The following is a 13653-nucleotide window of genomic DNA, read 5'->3' on the forward strand; positions in this document are numbered from 1 at the left end:
TAGACAGCTCGCACTTCACTCGGAGGTCTTCGTCATGTCACCACGCCACGCCGTCACCAACGTCCGTGGTCAGTACAACTAGCCGTCGCGCGGGCGCGACCCCTACTCGAACTTTCGCGTGCTGCCGTCGATTTCGGCGTTGCTGTCCTCGGCCGTGTCGGGTGCCTGCAGCGCCCGGGCCAGGACCGGATCCACCAATTCCCGCTGCCACGGCCGGGCCTGGCCGGCGCGCAGGAACGCGTCGACGGCGTCGAGCGGATCAGGCGCGGCCGCCCAGTCCCAGCACAGCCGTCGCACCAGGTCCGGCGAGACCAGGTTCTCGGTGGGGACGTGGACCCGCTCGGAGACCTCGGACAGCGCCGAGCGCGCGGCCTCTAGCCGGGCGGCGGCCTCCGGTTTGCGCCGGCTCCACCGCGCCGGCGGCGGCGGCCCATTTGGCGGTTCGCTGTCCGCGGGCGGATTCTTGGTCCGCCGCGCCGCGTCCAGCGCCGCCAGCCACGTGGGCGCGCTGCGCCGCTGATTGCGCCCGCCGAACACGGGTAGGGCGACGAGTTCCTCCACGGTCGTCGGGTTGGACAGGGCGGCGTCGATGATCGCCGAGTCGGGCAGGATGCGGCGCGGCGCGATGTCGCGGCGCTGCGCGATCTGGTCGCGCGTCAACCACAACTCGCGGACCGCGGCCAGACCGCGCTGATCGCGCACCCGATGGATCCCCGACGTCCGCCGCCACCGGTCCCGGCGCGCGGCGGCACCCGGATCTTTCGAACCCGTGTCCCGCAGGTAGTCGAATTCCTGTGCGGCCCAATCGGTTTTGCCCTGTTCCGCCAGGACGTCGGAGATCGCCGCGCGCAGCTCGATGAGCAGCTCGACGTCCAGGGCGGCGTAGTTGAGCCATTCGTCGGGCAGGGGCCGCTTGGACCAGTCGGCCGCGCCGTGTCCCTTGGCCAGCCCGAAACCCAGCAGCCGCTCGACCATGGTCGCCAGGTTCACCCGGTCGAACCCGGCCAGCCGTCCGGCGAGTTCGGTGTCATACAGCGCCGGCGGCCGCATGCCCACCTCCGCCAGACAGGGCAGGTCCTGGTCGGCGGAGTGCAAGATCCATTCGTCGTTGCCCAGCACCTCGGCCACCGGCCGCAGCGCCTCGAGCGGGTCGGCGCCGTGGCTCACCGGGTCGATGAGCACGGTGCCCGAACCGGCCCGCCGGATCTGAATCAGGTAGGCCCGGTTGGAGTAGCGGAAACCCGATGCCCGCTCGGCGTCCACCGCGAAGGGCCCGCGCCCACGGTCCAGGCGCTGCGCGGCGGCCTCGATGTCGCGGACGCTCACCGAGATCCGCGGGACGCCCTCGGCCGGACGCGGCAGCGGCATGGGCGCGGGGTCGGTGCCGGTGTCGCCGGGCGTGCTGCTGCCCGGCCCGTCGGCCGACGGTGCGCCCATGCTAGGCGCGTGACCGCGAGCTCAGGTCGGTGACTCCGGCGGGGGGTAGGCCCGCGGCGTGCTCCAGTACCTCACAGAACGCCTCGACATGACCGCCGACCGCGGGCGACGTCGCGGTCCATGACGCGCGCAGCTCGAGTTGGTGGGCGCGCGGCGGCCCGGAGATGTCTCCGTAGCGGACCGATGTGGTGGCGGTGACGGTGCCGCCCAGGGCGACAACTTGCTCCATACGTGACTCCAGTGCCTCGACTAACCAGCTCCACGCTACTTCGGGCAGCAGCGGGTCAACCGCCTCACTGGGGTCAAGGTCGGCCTGGATGTAGGCGACCATGCGAATGGTGCCATCCCACGCGTCGGCCCCTTCGGGGTCGTACAGCAGGATCAACCGTCCGAAGGCGTCGCCGTCGGACCGTTCCGGAATGATGTCGCGATCGGGATGTTTGACCTCGGCGCCCAGGGCGTAGCTATGGGGAGCCAAGCGTTGCGGCGGCCGGATGGGACCCAACTCGATCTCCGGCCGCACGACGACGGCGTTCATCGCCGCTACCGCCTCGCGGAATGGGGCCGGTTCGGATGAGGTCACTTGGCGCCGCTCCTGTTCATCCCGACCGTTCTGCGTCGTCACGGCACGGGTCACAGGGATCGACGGTAGACCTACAGCCCGACACGCCGCGACAGGCGCGCCGGGTTTCAAACCGGCCGCGACCAAGCCGTTACCAGGCCTCCACCTAAGCTATATATGCAGCTCAGGCGGCGGTCAGCGGGTGAAACGCGCCTGGCGTTTCTCGCGGTGCGCGGCCAGGCCTTCCTGCACGTCGGGGCCGGTGAAACTGAGAAATTCCAGGCCCACCGAGGTCTCGAAGGTGGGGCCCATCATGCGATACCAGTGGTTGAGGCTGCGCTTGGTCCACCGGATCGCGTTCTGCGCGCCCTGCGCCAGGTTCTCGGCGATGCGGGCGGCGGCGGACAGCACGTCGTCATCGTCGACGCAAATGGACACCAGCCCGATCCGCTCGGCTTCTTCACCCAGCAGCGTCTCGCAGGTCAGCAGGTAGTACTTGGCCTTGGCCATGCCGACCAGCAGCGGCCAGCAGATCGCGGCGTGGTCGCCGGCCGCCACGCCCAGCTTGGTGTGTCCGTCGATGAGCTTCGCGGTCCGGCCCGCCACCGAGATGTCGGCGAGCAGGGCCACCACCAGGCCCGCGCCCACCGCCGGCCCGCGGATCGCCGACACGACAGGGGTGTCGCAGTCGACCATGTTGTGCACCAGGTCGCGGGCTTCGCGCATGATGCGGAGCCGGCCGTCGTAGTCGTTGATGGTCTCGTCGATCAGGTCGAAGCTGCCGCCGGAGGAGAAGGCCTTGCCCTCACCGCGGACCAGGACGGCGCGCACGGCCGGATCGCGGTCGATCACCGGCCAGATGTCGGCGAGGTCGCGGTGCATCTGCGGCCCGACCGAATTCAGCCCGGGGGAGTCGAGGACCAGCGTCAGCACCCCGTTCTCGCCGAGCTCGCAGCGCAGGCTGGGGAAGTCGTCGTAATTCACCGGGGGATGGCTGACGGGCACGGTCGTTGATAGTACGCAGCGGAGTTCGGTGTGCCGCGGTCATGGCAGCATTAGGGCTGATGAGTACTCGCCGCGATCTTCCCGAGTCGCCGTACCTGGCGGCCGTGAGCGGCCGCAAGCCCAACCGGGTGCCGGTGTGGTTCATGCGGCAGGCCGGTCGCTCGCTGCCCGAATACCGGGCGCTGCGAGCCCACACCGACATGCTGTCGGCCTGCTTCGACGCCGAGTTGGTCTGCGAAATCACCCTGCAGCCGGTGCGCCGCCACGACGTCGACGCGGCGATCTTGTTCTCCGACATCGTGGTGCCGCTGCTCGGCGCCGACATCGACCTGGACATCGTCGCGGGTGTCGGGCCGGTCATCGCGTCGCCGGTGCGCGCCGCCGCAGACGTGGCGGCGATCAAAACCCTTGAGCAGCAACGGGTTCAACCGATATCCGACGCGGTGTCGCTGCTGGTGTCCGCCCTGGGCAACGTGCCGCTGATCGGCTTCGCGGGCGCCCCGTTCACCCTGGCGTCCTATCTGATCGAGGGCGGCCCCAGCCGCCACCACGCGCGCACCAAGGCGATGATGCTGGCCGAGCCGGACACCTGGCACGCGCTGATGGAGAAGCTGACCGACATCACCGTGGGCTTCCTGCGGGTGCAGCTGGAGGCCGGGGTGGACGCCGTTCAGGTGTTCGACTCGTGGGCCGGGACGCTGTCCCTGGCGAATTACCGCAGCCACGTGCAGCCGCACAGCGCCCGGGTTTTCGCCGCGCTCGCCGACTACGGCGTGCCGATGACCCACTTCGGGGTCGGCACCGCCGAACTGCTGGGCGCGATGTCGTCGGTCGGCGCGAACGTGGTGGGCGTCGATTGGCGAACCTCCCTGGCCGATGCGGCCGCCCGCGTGCAACCCGGCACGGCGCTGCAGGGCAACCTCGATCCGGTGGTGGTGCTGGCGGGCTGGCCGGTGGTGGAACGCGCGGCGCGCGCCGTCGTCGACGACGGCCGGCGCGCCATCGACGCCGGGGCCGCCGGTCACGTCTTCAACCTCGGCCACGGCGTGCTGCCCGAGACCGACCCCGGAGTGCTGACCGACCTGGTGTCGCTGGTCCACTCCCTATGAGTTCCCCTTCGTATTGTGTTGTGGGGGGCGGTATTTCGGGGCTGACGGCGGCCTACCGGCTGCGCATGGCCGTCGGCGACGACGCGGCGATCACGCTGTTCGAACCGGGGGACAGACTCGGCGGCGTGCTGCGCACCGAGCTGGTCGGCGGGGTGCCGATGGACCTGGGTGCCGAGGCTTTTGTGCTGCGTCGCCCCGAGATGCCTGCGTTGCTGGCCGAGCTGAATCTGTCTGAGCGCCAGCGGGTTTCGACCGGTGCTCGCCCGCTGATCTACAGCGGGCGACAGTTGCGGGCACTGCCGGCGGGCACCGTCGTCGGGATCCCGTCGACGGCGGCGTCGGTGGCCGGACTGGTCGACGAGGCCACGGTCGCCCGCATCGAGGCCGAACCCACCCGCCCGCTGGTGTGGCGGGCCGGCGACGATCCGCCGGTGGCCGACCTGGTGGGCGAGCGGTTCGGCGACCAGGTGGTGACCCGGTCGGTGGATCCGCTGCTGAGCGGGGTCTATGCGGGTTCGGCGGCCACCATCGGCCTGCGCGCGGCCGCCCCGACGGTCGCGGCGGCGCTGGACCGCGGCGCCACCAGCCTGACCGACGCGGTGGGGCAGGCCTTGCCGCCGGCCACCGGCGCGCCGGTGTTCGGGGCGCTCGAGGGCGGCTACCAGGTGCTGATAGACGAGCTGGTTGCGCGCGGCCGCCCGCGCTGGGTGCCCGCGGCGGTGTCGCGGCTCGAGCCGGCCGGCGCGGGCTGGACGGTGTTCGACGACACCGGCGCTCGCTGGGCCGCCGACGCGGTGATTTTGGCCGTGCCGGCCGGCGAGTGTGGCCGTCTGCTGGCCGAGATCGCTCCCCGCAGCGTCGCCGCCGCCGGGCGCATCGCCAGCGCGTCGTCGGTGGTACTGGCGCTCGCCGTGCCGGGCGATACCGCGTTTCCGGATTGTTCGGGCGTGCTGGTGGCCACCGGCGAGCGGCTGCGGGCTAAGGCCATCACGCTGTCCTCGCGCAAGTGGGGTGCTCGGGGTGACGCGCAGCTGCTGCGGCTGTCGTTCGGGCGGTTCGGCGATCGCGTGGCGGCCGACACGTCCGACGACGAGCTGCTGACCTGGGCGTTGGGTGACCTGGCGACCGTGTTCGGGCTGAGCGTCGAACCCGTCGACGTCTGCATTCAGCGCTGGATCGATGCGATGCCGCAGTACGGGCCCGGCCATGCAGACGTGGTCGCCGAGGTGCGGGCGGGCCTGCCGCCGACGCTCGCGGTGGCCGGCAGCTACCTCGACGGCATCGGCGTGCCGGCCTGCGTCGGCGCGGCCGGGCGCGCAGTCGAGAGTGTGATCAGGGCCATCGGAGGCTTGGACGCGCAAGTGGCACGATAGGTTCCATGGCCAAGCTCGACTACGACTCGCTCAACTCCACGATCCGCTACCTGATGTTCTCGGTGTTCTCCGTGGAGCCGGGTGAGCTCGGCGACCAGCGCGACGACGTCATCGACGAGGCGTCGACGTTCTTCAAGCAGCAGGAGGAGCGCGGCGTCGTGGTTCGCGGCCTCTACGACGTCGCGGGTCTGCGGGCCGACGCCGACTTCATGATCTGGACCCACGCCGAACGCGTCGAAGCGCTGCAGGCCACCTACGCCGACTTCCGGCGCACCACCGCGCTGGGGCGGGCCAGTTCGCCGGTCTGGAGCAGCGTCGCGCTGCATCGCCCGGCCGAGTTCAACAAGAGCCACATCCCGGCGTTCCTGGCCGGCGAGGAACCCGGCGCCTACATCTGCGTGTATCCCTTTGTGCGGTCCTACGAGTGGTACCTGCTGCCCGACGAGGAACGGCGCCGCATGCTCGCCGAGCACGGCATGGCCGCGCGCGAATACAAGGATGTCCGGGCCAACACGGTCCCGGCGTTCGCGCTCGGCGACTACGAATGGCTGCTCGCGTTCGAAGCCCCCGAACTGCACCGCATCGTCGACCTGATGCGCGAGCTGCGCGCCACCGACGCCCGCCGGCACACCCGGGAGGAGACGCCGTTCTTCACCGGCCCCCGGGTGCCCGTCGAGCAGCTGGTGAACGCCCTGCCATGACGACCGCGCCGTTTGACCCGACCGATCCCACCCGCTTCGAAGAGATGTACCGCGACCAGCGGACCTCGCACGGCCTGCCGACCGCCACACCGTGGGACATCGGCGGCCCGCAGCCGGTGGTCCAGCAGCTCGTGGCGGTGGGCGCCATCAGGGGCGAGGTGCTCGACCCGGGCACCGGCCCGGGTCATCACGCCATCTACTACGCGTCCAAGGGATATTCGGCGACGGGCATCGACGGTTCGGCGGGAGCCATCGAGCGCGCCCGGCAGAACGCCCAAAAGGCCGGTGTGTCGGTGAATTTCGAGCTGGCCGACGCGACGAAGCTGGACGGGTTCGACGGCCGGTTCGACACGGTGGTCGACTGCGCCTTCTACCACACCTTCAGCACCGAACCCGAGCTGCGCAGCTCCTACGTGCGCGCGCTACACCGTGCCACCCGGCCGGGCGCGCGGCTGTACATGTTCGAGTTCGGCGAACACAACATCAACGGTTTCAAGATGCTGCGGTCATTGTCCGAGAACGACTTTCGCGACGTGCTTCCGGATGGCGGCTGGGAGATCACCTATCTGGGCACGACCACCTACCAGGTCAACGTCAGCGTCGAGTCCATCGAGATGATGGCCAAGCGCAATCCGGACATGGCCGATCAGGCGGAGGAGTTGCTGGAGCGCTTCCGGGTGATCGAGCCGTGGCTGGAGGGCGATCGGGCACACGCCCCCTTCTGGGAAGTGCACGCCACCCGGGTGGACTGAGCGGCCCGCCCTGGACTGAGTCGCCCCCACCGTTGCCGGCCCCGGACCGTTGCCACCGGCGGGTGATGTGGATTTTTGCCCGCCTTTCAGCGACAACACGTGCAGCCTGTGATCCGACCTTGGGCAGACCTGTGGTCGGCACCGGTTTTGTCGCTGAATTGTCGCTCAGAGGCGGGCAATCGGCATGCCCCGTCCGAATGGGGCTCCTGAGACTCCCGGGAAAACGATCCGCGGGTTATCCGCCCGCCGGCACCAGCCGCAGCGAGATCGAGTTGATGCAGTAGCGCTGATCCGTCGGCGTCGGGTAGCCCTCACCGGCGAACACGTGCCCCAGGTGGCTGTGGCAGTTCGCGCACAGCACCTCGGTGCGCGTCGTGCCCATGGAATGGTCGGGCCGCAGAATCACCGCGTCGGACTTCGCCGGGTCGAAGAACGACGGCCAGCCGCAATGTGACTCGAATTTCTCTGTGCTGCGGAACAATTCGGCACCGCAGGCCCGGCACAGGTATACGCCTTCGGTTTTGGTGTCGGTGTATTCACCGGTGAAGGGACGCTCGGTGCCGGCCTGGCGCAATACATGAAACTCTTCGGGCGTGAGCTTCTGGCGCCACTCGTCGTCAGTCAGCTGCAGCTTGGGATTCATGCATCCACGCTAGCGCTAATGGCGGCGACCCGCTGCGCCCGGCTTCGCCGCGCTTGCGATCACCGCGAGGCTCAATGGCGGTGACCCGCTGCGCCCGACTTCGCCGCGCTTGCGATCACCGCGCGAGCTCACGCTCGGCCGTCAGCCACGCCGGATCGATGCCGTCGTCCAGCCGGTTCTCGGCCCTGGCGTCCAGGTAGCGGAAGAGCAGCACGGTGAAGGCAACGATCAGCAGCAGCGACCAGCCGTAGGTGATCTTGAGGTAGTGCAGCGCGCGGCCGTACCTCATCGCCCGGTAAATCAGCCAGTCGTCCAGCGTCATGAAGCCATAGATCCCCAGCCAGGCCGGCCAGTTGCGGATCAGCGAATTTCGCAGCACCACCGTCATCAGGAACGGGAACAGCATCATCGAGTAGTAGCCCTGCGCCAGCGGCAGCACCAGCCAGGAACACAGCAGCAGCACACCCGACGAGCTGGTGAACCAGAACAGCGGGTCGCGGGTGCGGTAGTAGCGGTACAGCAACCACAGCGCGCCGATCGTGATGAGAACGAACAGGATTCGCAGGAACACGATCAGCCAGGTGGGCAGGCCGAAGTACACGCCGTTGCCCTCGATTGAGCTGTTGAAGTAGTCCCGGGTTCCCCCGATGTACGGCAGCGTCTTGGTGACGAAGTCCATCGGATCGCTGACCAGGGGCCAGGCGACGACGTTGATCACCACGGGCACGACGAACGCCGGTATCAGCGTTCGCCACTGGCGGTTCAGCAGCGGCAGCAACAGCAGCGGGCCCAGCACGGGTTTGAGCGTGAGCGTCAGCCCGATCGCCAGGCCCGCCCACCACTGCCGGCTGACTCGCCCGTCCAAAAGCCAGCGCAGGAACAGCATCTCGGCCAGCAGGACGCAGCCGTTGATGTTGGTGAACACCAGCGTGCTGCTCACGCTTTCGGTGCAGAACATGGCCAGCAGCAGGGCGGGCGCGGCGACCGAGGACAGCGTGAATTTGAACATCCGCAACAGCAGGTACCAGGCGATCAGGATCGCGACGGTGTTGATTCCGATGAACAGGAACCGCGACGGCGTGAAGGGCAGGTACCCGAACGGGGCCATCAGCAGGGTGCCGCCCGGCGGGTACAGGTAGTGCGGGTCGACGTAGTCGAAGTGCTCGTTGTAGATGTCCCAGCCGTGCCGGAAGTTGAGGGCCGCCCGGTACACCGGTTTGAAGTCGTCGGTGATGTTGCCGTTGAGCGTCAGGATGATGCTGCGGTGCAGGACCGAGAAGATGGCCAACGGCCACAACGCCATCCGCAGCACGGTCGCGACGCCCGGTGCTCCGGTGCGGGGACGAAAGGCGGCCAGGGCCCAATCGCGCAGCCCGGTGCGGGTCGATTCAGCTGCCATCACCAGCGCACCGTACACCGGCGCCCGTGCAAGCCCGAAAGCACGTCAGGCCGGGCAGTAGGTGTCGGTGTTGGGCAATTTGCCGCTCTTGAGGTAGCCGATCAGCGGCGGGACGGCGCAGCCCGAGAAGATGCTGGCGCCGTGGCCGATGCCCTGCCACATCACCCGCTTGCTGGCCGCGTTGGCGTTGATGATGCTGGCCGCCGTCGCCGCCACGCCGTCGGTGCCGACGATCGGGTCGTTCTGCACACCCAGCAGCAGCACGTCGACTTTGAGGGTCTTGGGTGTGGGCGGCGGCGAGCCGGTGGGCCAGTGCACGCACTTGACCATGTTGAGCGCGGCGACGGTACCGAATTCGGGATAGAGCTTGCCCCAGGCGACGACGAGTTCACGCACCCGGTCCGGCGTCGGGCGGTTGACCGCGTCGCTGCACACGTTGACGAACTGGCCGTCGGAGTCCTGGACGGCGTTGGCGTGGTTGATCAGGTTGTTCAGCGCGTTGGTGTCGCCGGAGCGGGCGCCCGCCAGCGCGTTGGCCAGGTTGGTGGTGGCGTCGACGCGGCCGCCGACGGGATAGCCGAGCGCGACGATGATGGCGTTGGCCACCTGCGCCACCGAGGCGCCGCCGGGGCCCCTGCCGGCACGGGCGTCGGCCAGCAGGGCGCTGACGGCACCCTTCGGGTCCGCGCCCAGCGCGCAGTTCACCGCGATGCACTGGCCGGCGAAGGCGTCGAGCGCGGCCTGCTGCCCCTTGACCTGTTGCTCGGCGGCGGCTTCTGCGTTGGTGCCCAACGCAACCGGTGAGTCGAGAATCAGTCGGGCCACCTTGTCCGGCCGCGATCCGGCGTAGGCCAGCGCCACCTGCGCGCCGTTGCCGATGCCGACCAGCGCCAGGGCGGGCACGTCCCACAGGCTGCGCAACCGCTCGATGTCGGAGGCGGCGTGCGCGTCGTCGTAGGAGGACGCGTTCGGGCCGATCCCGACGGCGTCGCCGCAGTTGGTGGTGGCGGTGTTGGAGACGTCGGACAGATTGGCCACCGGGTCGTCGCCGGTCTGGAATTGCGACTGGTCGCGCATCTGCTGGCGGTCGAACTTGTCCCGGCAGTCGATGGGGCTCGACATGCCGATGCCGCGGCGGTCGACCGAGACGATGGGGTGGGTGGCGAGCACGTCGGCGCCCGCCCGCGACAACCAGACCGGCAATTGCGCCGAGGACGGCAGATCGGAGCCGGTGGTGAAGACCAGCGGCCCGGCATCCTGGGGCGTCTGGCTCGAACGCGCGCGCACCACCCCGATGCTCAGGCTGCCGCCCCCGCCGTTGACCGGGTCCAGGTCGGCGTCGTAGTTCGCGCAATCCAGCTTGACACCGGCGGCGGCGGGGACCGCCGCATCGGCGAACACCCGTGAGGTGCAGTCGTGCCACGCGAGGTCGTTCTTGGGTGCGGCGATCGGCGGTGGGCCGCTGGGCGCCGGCTTCGAGGTGGCCGCCCCCTGTGGGCGCGCACCGGAATTGGTGGCGAAGCGCGGATCGGCGGCCAGGCCCGGGACGCAGCCGGCCAGCAACGCGGTCACCGCAACCAGGATCGTGGCGCACGTGTACGGCCGACTCATGCCGACCACAGTAGCTAGGCCTTGACGTAGCGGGTGTAAAGGTAGCCGGCGTCGTCGGTCAGGACGTGGGCACACCGCATCCGGGTGAGCAGCTGGCCCGCACCGGTCGCAATGCGTCGCGCCTGGCCGCCGACGATGTAGGGCGCGATGGTCAGGCACAGCTCGTCGAGCATGTCGCGTTGGATCAGCGAGTCCAGCAGGGTCGGGCCGCCCTCGGTGAGGACGCGGTGCATGCCGCGCGCGCCGAGGGCCGCCAGCAGCGCGGCCTCGTCGACCCGCTCGGGGTCAGCGCCGGAGCAGTCGAGGACCTCGCACAGGCCGCTGAGCGCCCGGCGCGTCTGCTCGGCCGCCGCGGTGCTGGTGAGCACCAGCGGCTGCACCTCGGTGCGGGTGAACACCGGCATGTCACGGTTGAGGTGGCCCGATCCGGTCACGATCGCCAGTTGCGGCACCTCGCTTTGTCCGCGGGCCTGCCGCTGCTGACGCTCCGGGACGCTGAGCTGCGCGCCGGAGTAACCCTCGATTCGCACGGTGCCCGCGCCCACCACGATGACGTCGGCGAGCTCGCGCAGCAGGTTGAAGACGAACCGGTCGCCCGGGCCGCCCATGGCGCTGCTGCTGCCACCGGAGGTCGCCCCGCCGTCGACGCTGGTGATGAAGTTGGCCCGCACCCAGGTGCCGTCGTGTTCGGGATAGCCGTACAGCCGGGGGAGGTCGCCGTCGTCGAGTCCGCGCACCGATCCGAGCAGCGACAGCGGCGTCTCCGAAGCCGCGGAACTCGCGGAGCTTCCGGGGACGCCAGAGTCGGCCATGAGTCTGATTGCAGCACGCCGCTACAGTTCCTGCATGCACGGGTCCACCTCCGCGGGTGCTTCGGCCGGGGTGGCTCACCTGGTGGATCGGCACCCCACAGCGTCGCCGGAACGGCTGATCGCCCAATTGAGACCGCCGCCGACGTTCGCCGACGTGAGCTTCGCGACCTACCAGCCCGATCCGTCTGAGCCGACGCAAAGCGCCGCGGTCGCGGCATGTCGGGACTTCTGCCGCCAGGCGGTCGAGCGCCGCGCCGGGCGGCGAAAACTGTTGGGGCGAAGGGAGATTGTGCCCGGCGTCGGGTTGTACCTGGACGGCGGGTTCGGGGTGGGCAAGACCCACCTGTTGGCCTCGGCCTATTACGAGCTGCCCGGTGACGGTCCGGGTGGGCCACCGGATGGCCCGGCGCGCAAGGCATTCGCGACGTTCGGGGAGCTGACCCAGCTGGCCGGGGTGTTCGGGTTCGTGGAATGCGTGGACCTGCTGGCCCACTACACGGCGGTGTGCATCGACGAGTTCGAGCTCGACGACCCGGGCAACACCACGCTGATCTCGCGGCTGCTCTCGTCGCTGGTCGAGCGCGGGGTCTCGGTGGCCGCCACCTCCAACACGCTGCCCGAGCAGCTCGGCGAGGGCCGTTTCGCAGCGCAGGATTTCCTACGCGAAATCAACACGCTGGCAAGTATTTTCACGACGGTTCGGATCGAGGGGCCCGACTACCGGCACCGCGGTCTGGCGCCGGCGCCGCGGCCGCTGTCCGACGACGAGGTGGCCGCGCGCGCCGCGCGGGTCGACGGCGCGACGCTGGACGATTTCGATGCGCTGTGCGCGCACCTGGCCACCATGCACCCCTCCCGGTACCTGACCCTGATCGAGGGGGTGAAGGCGGTGTTCTTGACCGGCGTGCACGGCATCGATGATCAGAACGTCGCGCTGCGGCTGGTGTCGCTGACCGATCGGCTCTACGACGCGGGCATTCCCGTGGTGGCCTCGGGTGCCGAGCTGGACACCATCTTCAGCGAGGAGATGCTGGCCGGGGGATACCGAAAGAAGTATCTGCGGGCCACTTCCCGGCTGTTGACACTGACCGCCGCTGCTAACCCAGCTCGCGGATCATGACGTAGTCGCTCTCGACGTCGGCACCGAGCTGGAACGTCCTGGTGCCGCTGACGGTGAACCCACTCTTGAGGTAAAAGCGTTGTGCGCGTTGGTTTTCCCGGTTCACGCCCAGCCACACGCAGCGGACGCCCCAGTCGGCCGCGACGGCCAGGATGCGTTCCATCAGCCCCGCCGCGGCTCCGGTGGAGTGGCGGTCGGGCAGGACATACATCTTCGACAGCTCGGCCGCGGGGCGAGTCTGCACGGCTTGCTGGACACCGTCGTGGTCGGACACGCCGCGAACCAGCATGGCGTACCCGACGATCCGGCCGTCCTGGCGCGCGGTGACAATCGCCCGGCCCGGATCGCCGAGATACTCGGCGAAGCGGGTGGCCGACAGATTGGCCTCGACGAAGGCCGCGATGTTCTCCTCGGTCGCCGAGGCCGGACACGCCAACGGAAAGGTCTGTGCCGCAACGGCAGCCAGCTCCGGTGCGTCACCGGAATCGGCCGGCGCGATATGCAACGTTGCGGTCAGAGGTTCCACTGCGCGAGGTGATAGCCCGTCTTCTTGTCCAGCAGGACGACGGTGGAGACCGGATCGCGGTAGGCGTCCCAGTACACCTCGCCGCGCACGATCGCTCCGTTCGGGGCGTTGACGAGGACGTTGTCCAGCGCGTCGGGTGCATCGGAGGCCCGCGGCTTGTAGGCGTCGGCGTTGGGGGTCACGCCGTTGAAATCCATCACGGTCGCCATGACGTAGGGATTGGGCACCCGGATCGCCCGAATGGTCACGTCGGCGCGCTCGACGGTGCTGCCCGGAAAGCCCTTGTAAGTGCCTTCGCGCGTGTAGCCGAATCCCGGCGGCGGGTCGCAGGCCGCCACGCCGCTCACGGTGACGTCGGCGATGAACGTGCCGTTGTCCACCCGCAACGTGTCACCGATGTGGCCGATCGGCGCGTCCCCGGCCCACGCGCTTGGCATCGGAACCGCGGCGACGCCGACGGCGGTGACGCCGGCAACGGCAACCAGAAAGGCGGACGCGACCATCAGCCAGCGGTGCATCTTCGCCATGTGGTGCCTCCTTGGCGCCGTTGCAGGGGACCCTCGCATGATCGCACACGCGGTGACGCCGGAGGGAGGGGTCGGC

13 protein-coding genes and 1 pseudogene are annotated in these 13653 nt (G+C 69.5%); 5 read left to right on the forward strand and 9 right to left on the reverse strand.

The annotated features are described in order from the left end of the window. Positions 1-102 precede the first annotated feature (102 nt). The 3 genes and pseudogenes from A5688_RS21845 to A5688_RS21855 all read right to left on the reverse strand — a co-directional run bounded on the left by A5688_RS21845 (position 103) and on the right by A5688_RS21855 (position 3004). Positions 103-1437, reverse strand: a complete 1335-nt coding sequence (locus tag A5688_RS21845) for an HRDC domain-containing protein (RefSeq protein ID WP_067914037.1) — start codon at positions 1435-1437, stop codon at positions 103-105. 1 nt (position 1438) lies between these two features. Next, a pseudogene (locus A5688_RS21850) lies at positions 1439-2105 on the reverse strand (DUF3000 domain-containing protein). Between the two features lie 89 nt (positions 2106-2194). Next, positions 2195-3004 carry an enoyl-CoA hydratase/isomerase family protein gene (locus tag A5688_RS21855; protein ID WP_067839933.1) on the reverse strand — a complete coding sequence of 270 codons (810 nt, stop codon included), beginning with the start codon at positions 3002-3004 and terminating at the stop codon, positions 2195-2197. 59 nt (positions 3005-3063) lie between these two features. On the opposite strand from A5688_RS21855, the gene hemE reads away from it, so the two are divergent. Genes hemE through A5688_RS21875 form a run of 4 tightly spaced genes read left to right on the forward strand, consistent with a single transcriptional unit; the run spans position 3064 to position 6939 of the window. Beyond that, positions 3064-4113 carry a uroporphyrinogen decarboxylase gene (gene hemE / locus A5688_RS21860; RefSeq protein ID WP_067839936.1) on the forward strand — a complete coding sequence of 350 codons (1050 nt, stop codon included), beginning with the start codon at positions 3064-3066 and terminating at the stop codon, positions 4111-4113. Next, complete coding sequence (locus A5688_RS21865; protein ID WP_067839940.1) at positions 4110-5486, forward strand: protoporphyrinogen oxidase; 1377 nt, start codon at positions 4110-4112, stop codon at positions 5484-5486. The genes hemE and A5688_RS21865 overlap by 4 nt, the downstream gene beginning before the upstream one ends. A 5-nt stretch (positions 5487-5491) precedes the next feature. Continuing rightward, positions 5492-6187 (forward strand): hydrogen peroxide-dependent heme synthase, encoded by a 696-nt coding sequence (gene hemQ, locus A5688_RS21870; RefSeq protein ID WP_067839943.1) that lies wholly within the window; start codon positions 5492-5494, stop codon positions 6185-6187. Beyond that, a complete protein-coding gene (locus tag A5688_RS21875; RefSeq protein WP_067839946.1) occupies positions 6184-6939 on the forward strand; it encodes a class I SAM-dependent methyltransferase in 756 nt (251 codons plus the stop codon). Before hemQ ends, A5688_RS21875 begins: the two co-directional genes overlap by 4 nt. A 235-nt stretch (positions 6940-7174) precedes the next feature. Here A5688_RS21875 and msrB read toward each other — a convergent pair whose 3' ends face one another. From msrB to A5688_RS21895, 4 genes are all read right to left on the reverse strand, one after another. After that, positions 7175-7582: a peptide-methionine (R)-S-oxide reductase MsrB gene (msrB, locus tag A5688_RS21880; protein WP_067839959.1), complete on the reverse strand. Its 408-nt coding sequence runs from the start codon at positions 7580-7582 to the stop codon at positions 7175-7177. A 115-nt stretch (positions 7583-7697) separates the two neighbouring features. Continuing rightward, a complete protein-coding gene (gene aftC / locus A5688_RS21885) occupies positions 7698-8999 on the reverse strand; it encodes an arabinofuranan 3-O-arabinosyltransferase (RefSeq protein ID WP_067839961.1) in 1302 nt (433 codons plus the stop codon). A 27-nt stretch (positions 9000-9026) separates the two neighbouring features. Then, a complete protein-coding gene (locus A5688_RS21890; protein WP_067839964.1) occupies positions 9027-10592 on the reverse strand; it encodes an alpha/beta hydrolase in 1566 nt (521 codons plus the stop codon). A 14-nt stretch (positions 10593-10606) separates the two neighbouring features. Beyond that, a complete protein-coding gene (locus tag A5688_RS21895) occupies positions 10607-11404 on the reverse strand; it encodes a pyrimidine reductase family protein (protein WP_067839967.1) in 798 nt (265 codons plus the stop codon). Between A5688_RS21895 and zapE the strand changes: the two genes are divergently transcribed. Beyond that, complete coding sequence (gene zapE / locus A5688_RS21900; protein WP_120312185.1) at positions 11403-12524, forward strand: cell division protein ZapE; 1122 nt, start codon at positions 11403-11405, stop codon at positions 12522-12524. The two genes, A5688_RS21895 and zapE, sit on opposite strands and share 2 nt — an antisense overlap. On the opposite strand, the gene A5688_RS21905 is transcribed toward zapE, so the two are convergent. Further along, the gene (locus A5688_RS21905; RefSeq protein WP_067839973.1) at positions 12502-13050 is read right to left on the reverse strand and encodes a GNAT family N-acetyltransferase; all 549 of its coding nucleotides are present in this window, start codon (positions 13048-13050) and stop codon (positions 12502-12504) included. The genes zapE and A5688_RS21905 overlap by 23 nt on opposite strands. After that, positions 13038-13568: a DUF1942 domain-containing protein gene (locus tag A5688_RS21910; protein WP_165606992.1), complete on the reverse strand. Its 531-nt coding sequence runs from the start codon at positions 13566-13568 to the stop codon at positions 13038-13040. Before A5688_RS21910 ends, A5688_RS21905 begins: the two co-directional genes overlap by 13 nt. Positions 13569-13653 lie beyond the last annotated feature (85 nt).

Source organism: Mycobacterium mantenii, assembly GCF_001667865.1.
GTDB lineage: Bacteria > Actinomycetota > Actinomycetes > Mycobacteriales > Mycobacteriaceae > Mycobacterium > Mycobacterium mantenii_A.

Coding starts and splice junctions, on each gene's coding strand:
- A5688_RS21890 (WP_067839964.1), bottom strand. CDS start 10,592: ATGAGTCGGCCGTACACGTGCGCCACGATCCTGGTTGCGGTGACCGCG.
- A5688_RS21865 (WP_067839940.1), top strand. CDS start 4,110: ATGAGTTCCCCTTCGTATTGTGTTGTGGGGGGCGGTATTTCGGGGCTG.
- hemE (WP_067839936.1), top strand. CDS start 3,064: ATGAGTACTCGCCGCGATCTTCCCGAGTCGCCGTACCTGGCGGCCGTG.
- zapE (WP_120312185.1), top strand. CDS start 11,403: ATGAGTCTGATTGCAGCACGCCGCTACAGTTCCTGCATGCACGGGTCC.
- A5688_RS21910 (WP_165606992.1), bottom strand. CDS start 13,568: ATGCACCGCTGGCTGATGGTCGCGTCCGCCTTTCTGGTTGCCGTTGCC.
- msrB (WP_067839959.1), bottom strand. CDS start 7,582: ATGAATCCCAAGCTGCAGCTGACTGACGACGAGTGGCGCCAGAAGCTC.
- A5688_RS21875 (WP_067839946.1), top strand. CDS start 6,184: ATGACGACCGCGCCGTTTGACCCGACCGATCCCACCCGCTTCGAAGAG.
- hemQ (WP_067839943.1), top strand. CDS start 5,492: ATGGCCAAGCTCGACTACGACTCGCTCAACTCCACGATCCGCTACCTG.
- A5688_RS21845 (WP_067914037.1), bottom strand. CDS start 1,437: ATGGGCGCACCGTCGGCCGACGGGCCGGGCAGCAGCACGCCCGGCGAC.
- A5688_RS21895 (WP_067839967.1), bottom strand. CDS start 11,404: ATGGCCGACTCTGGCGTCCCCGGAAGCTCCGCGAGTTCCGCGGCTTCG.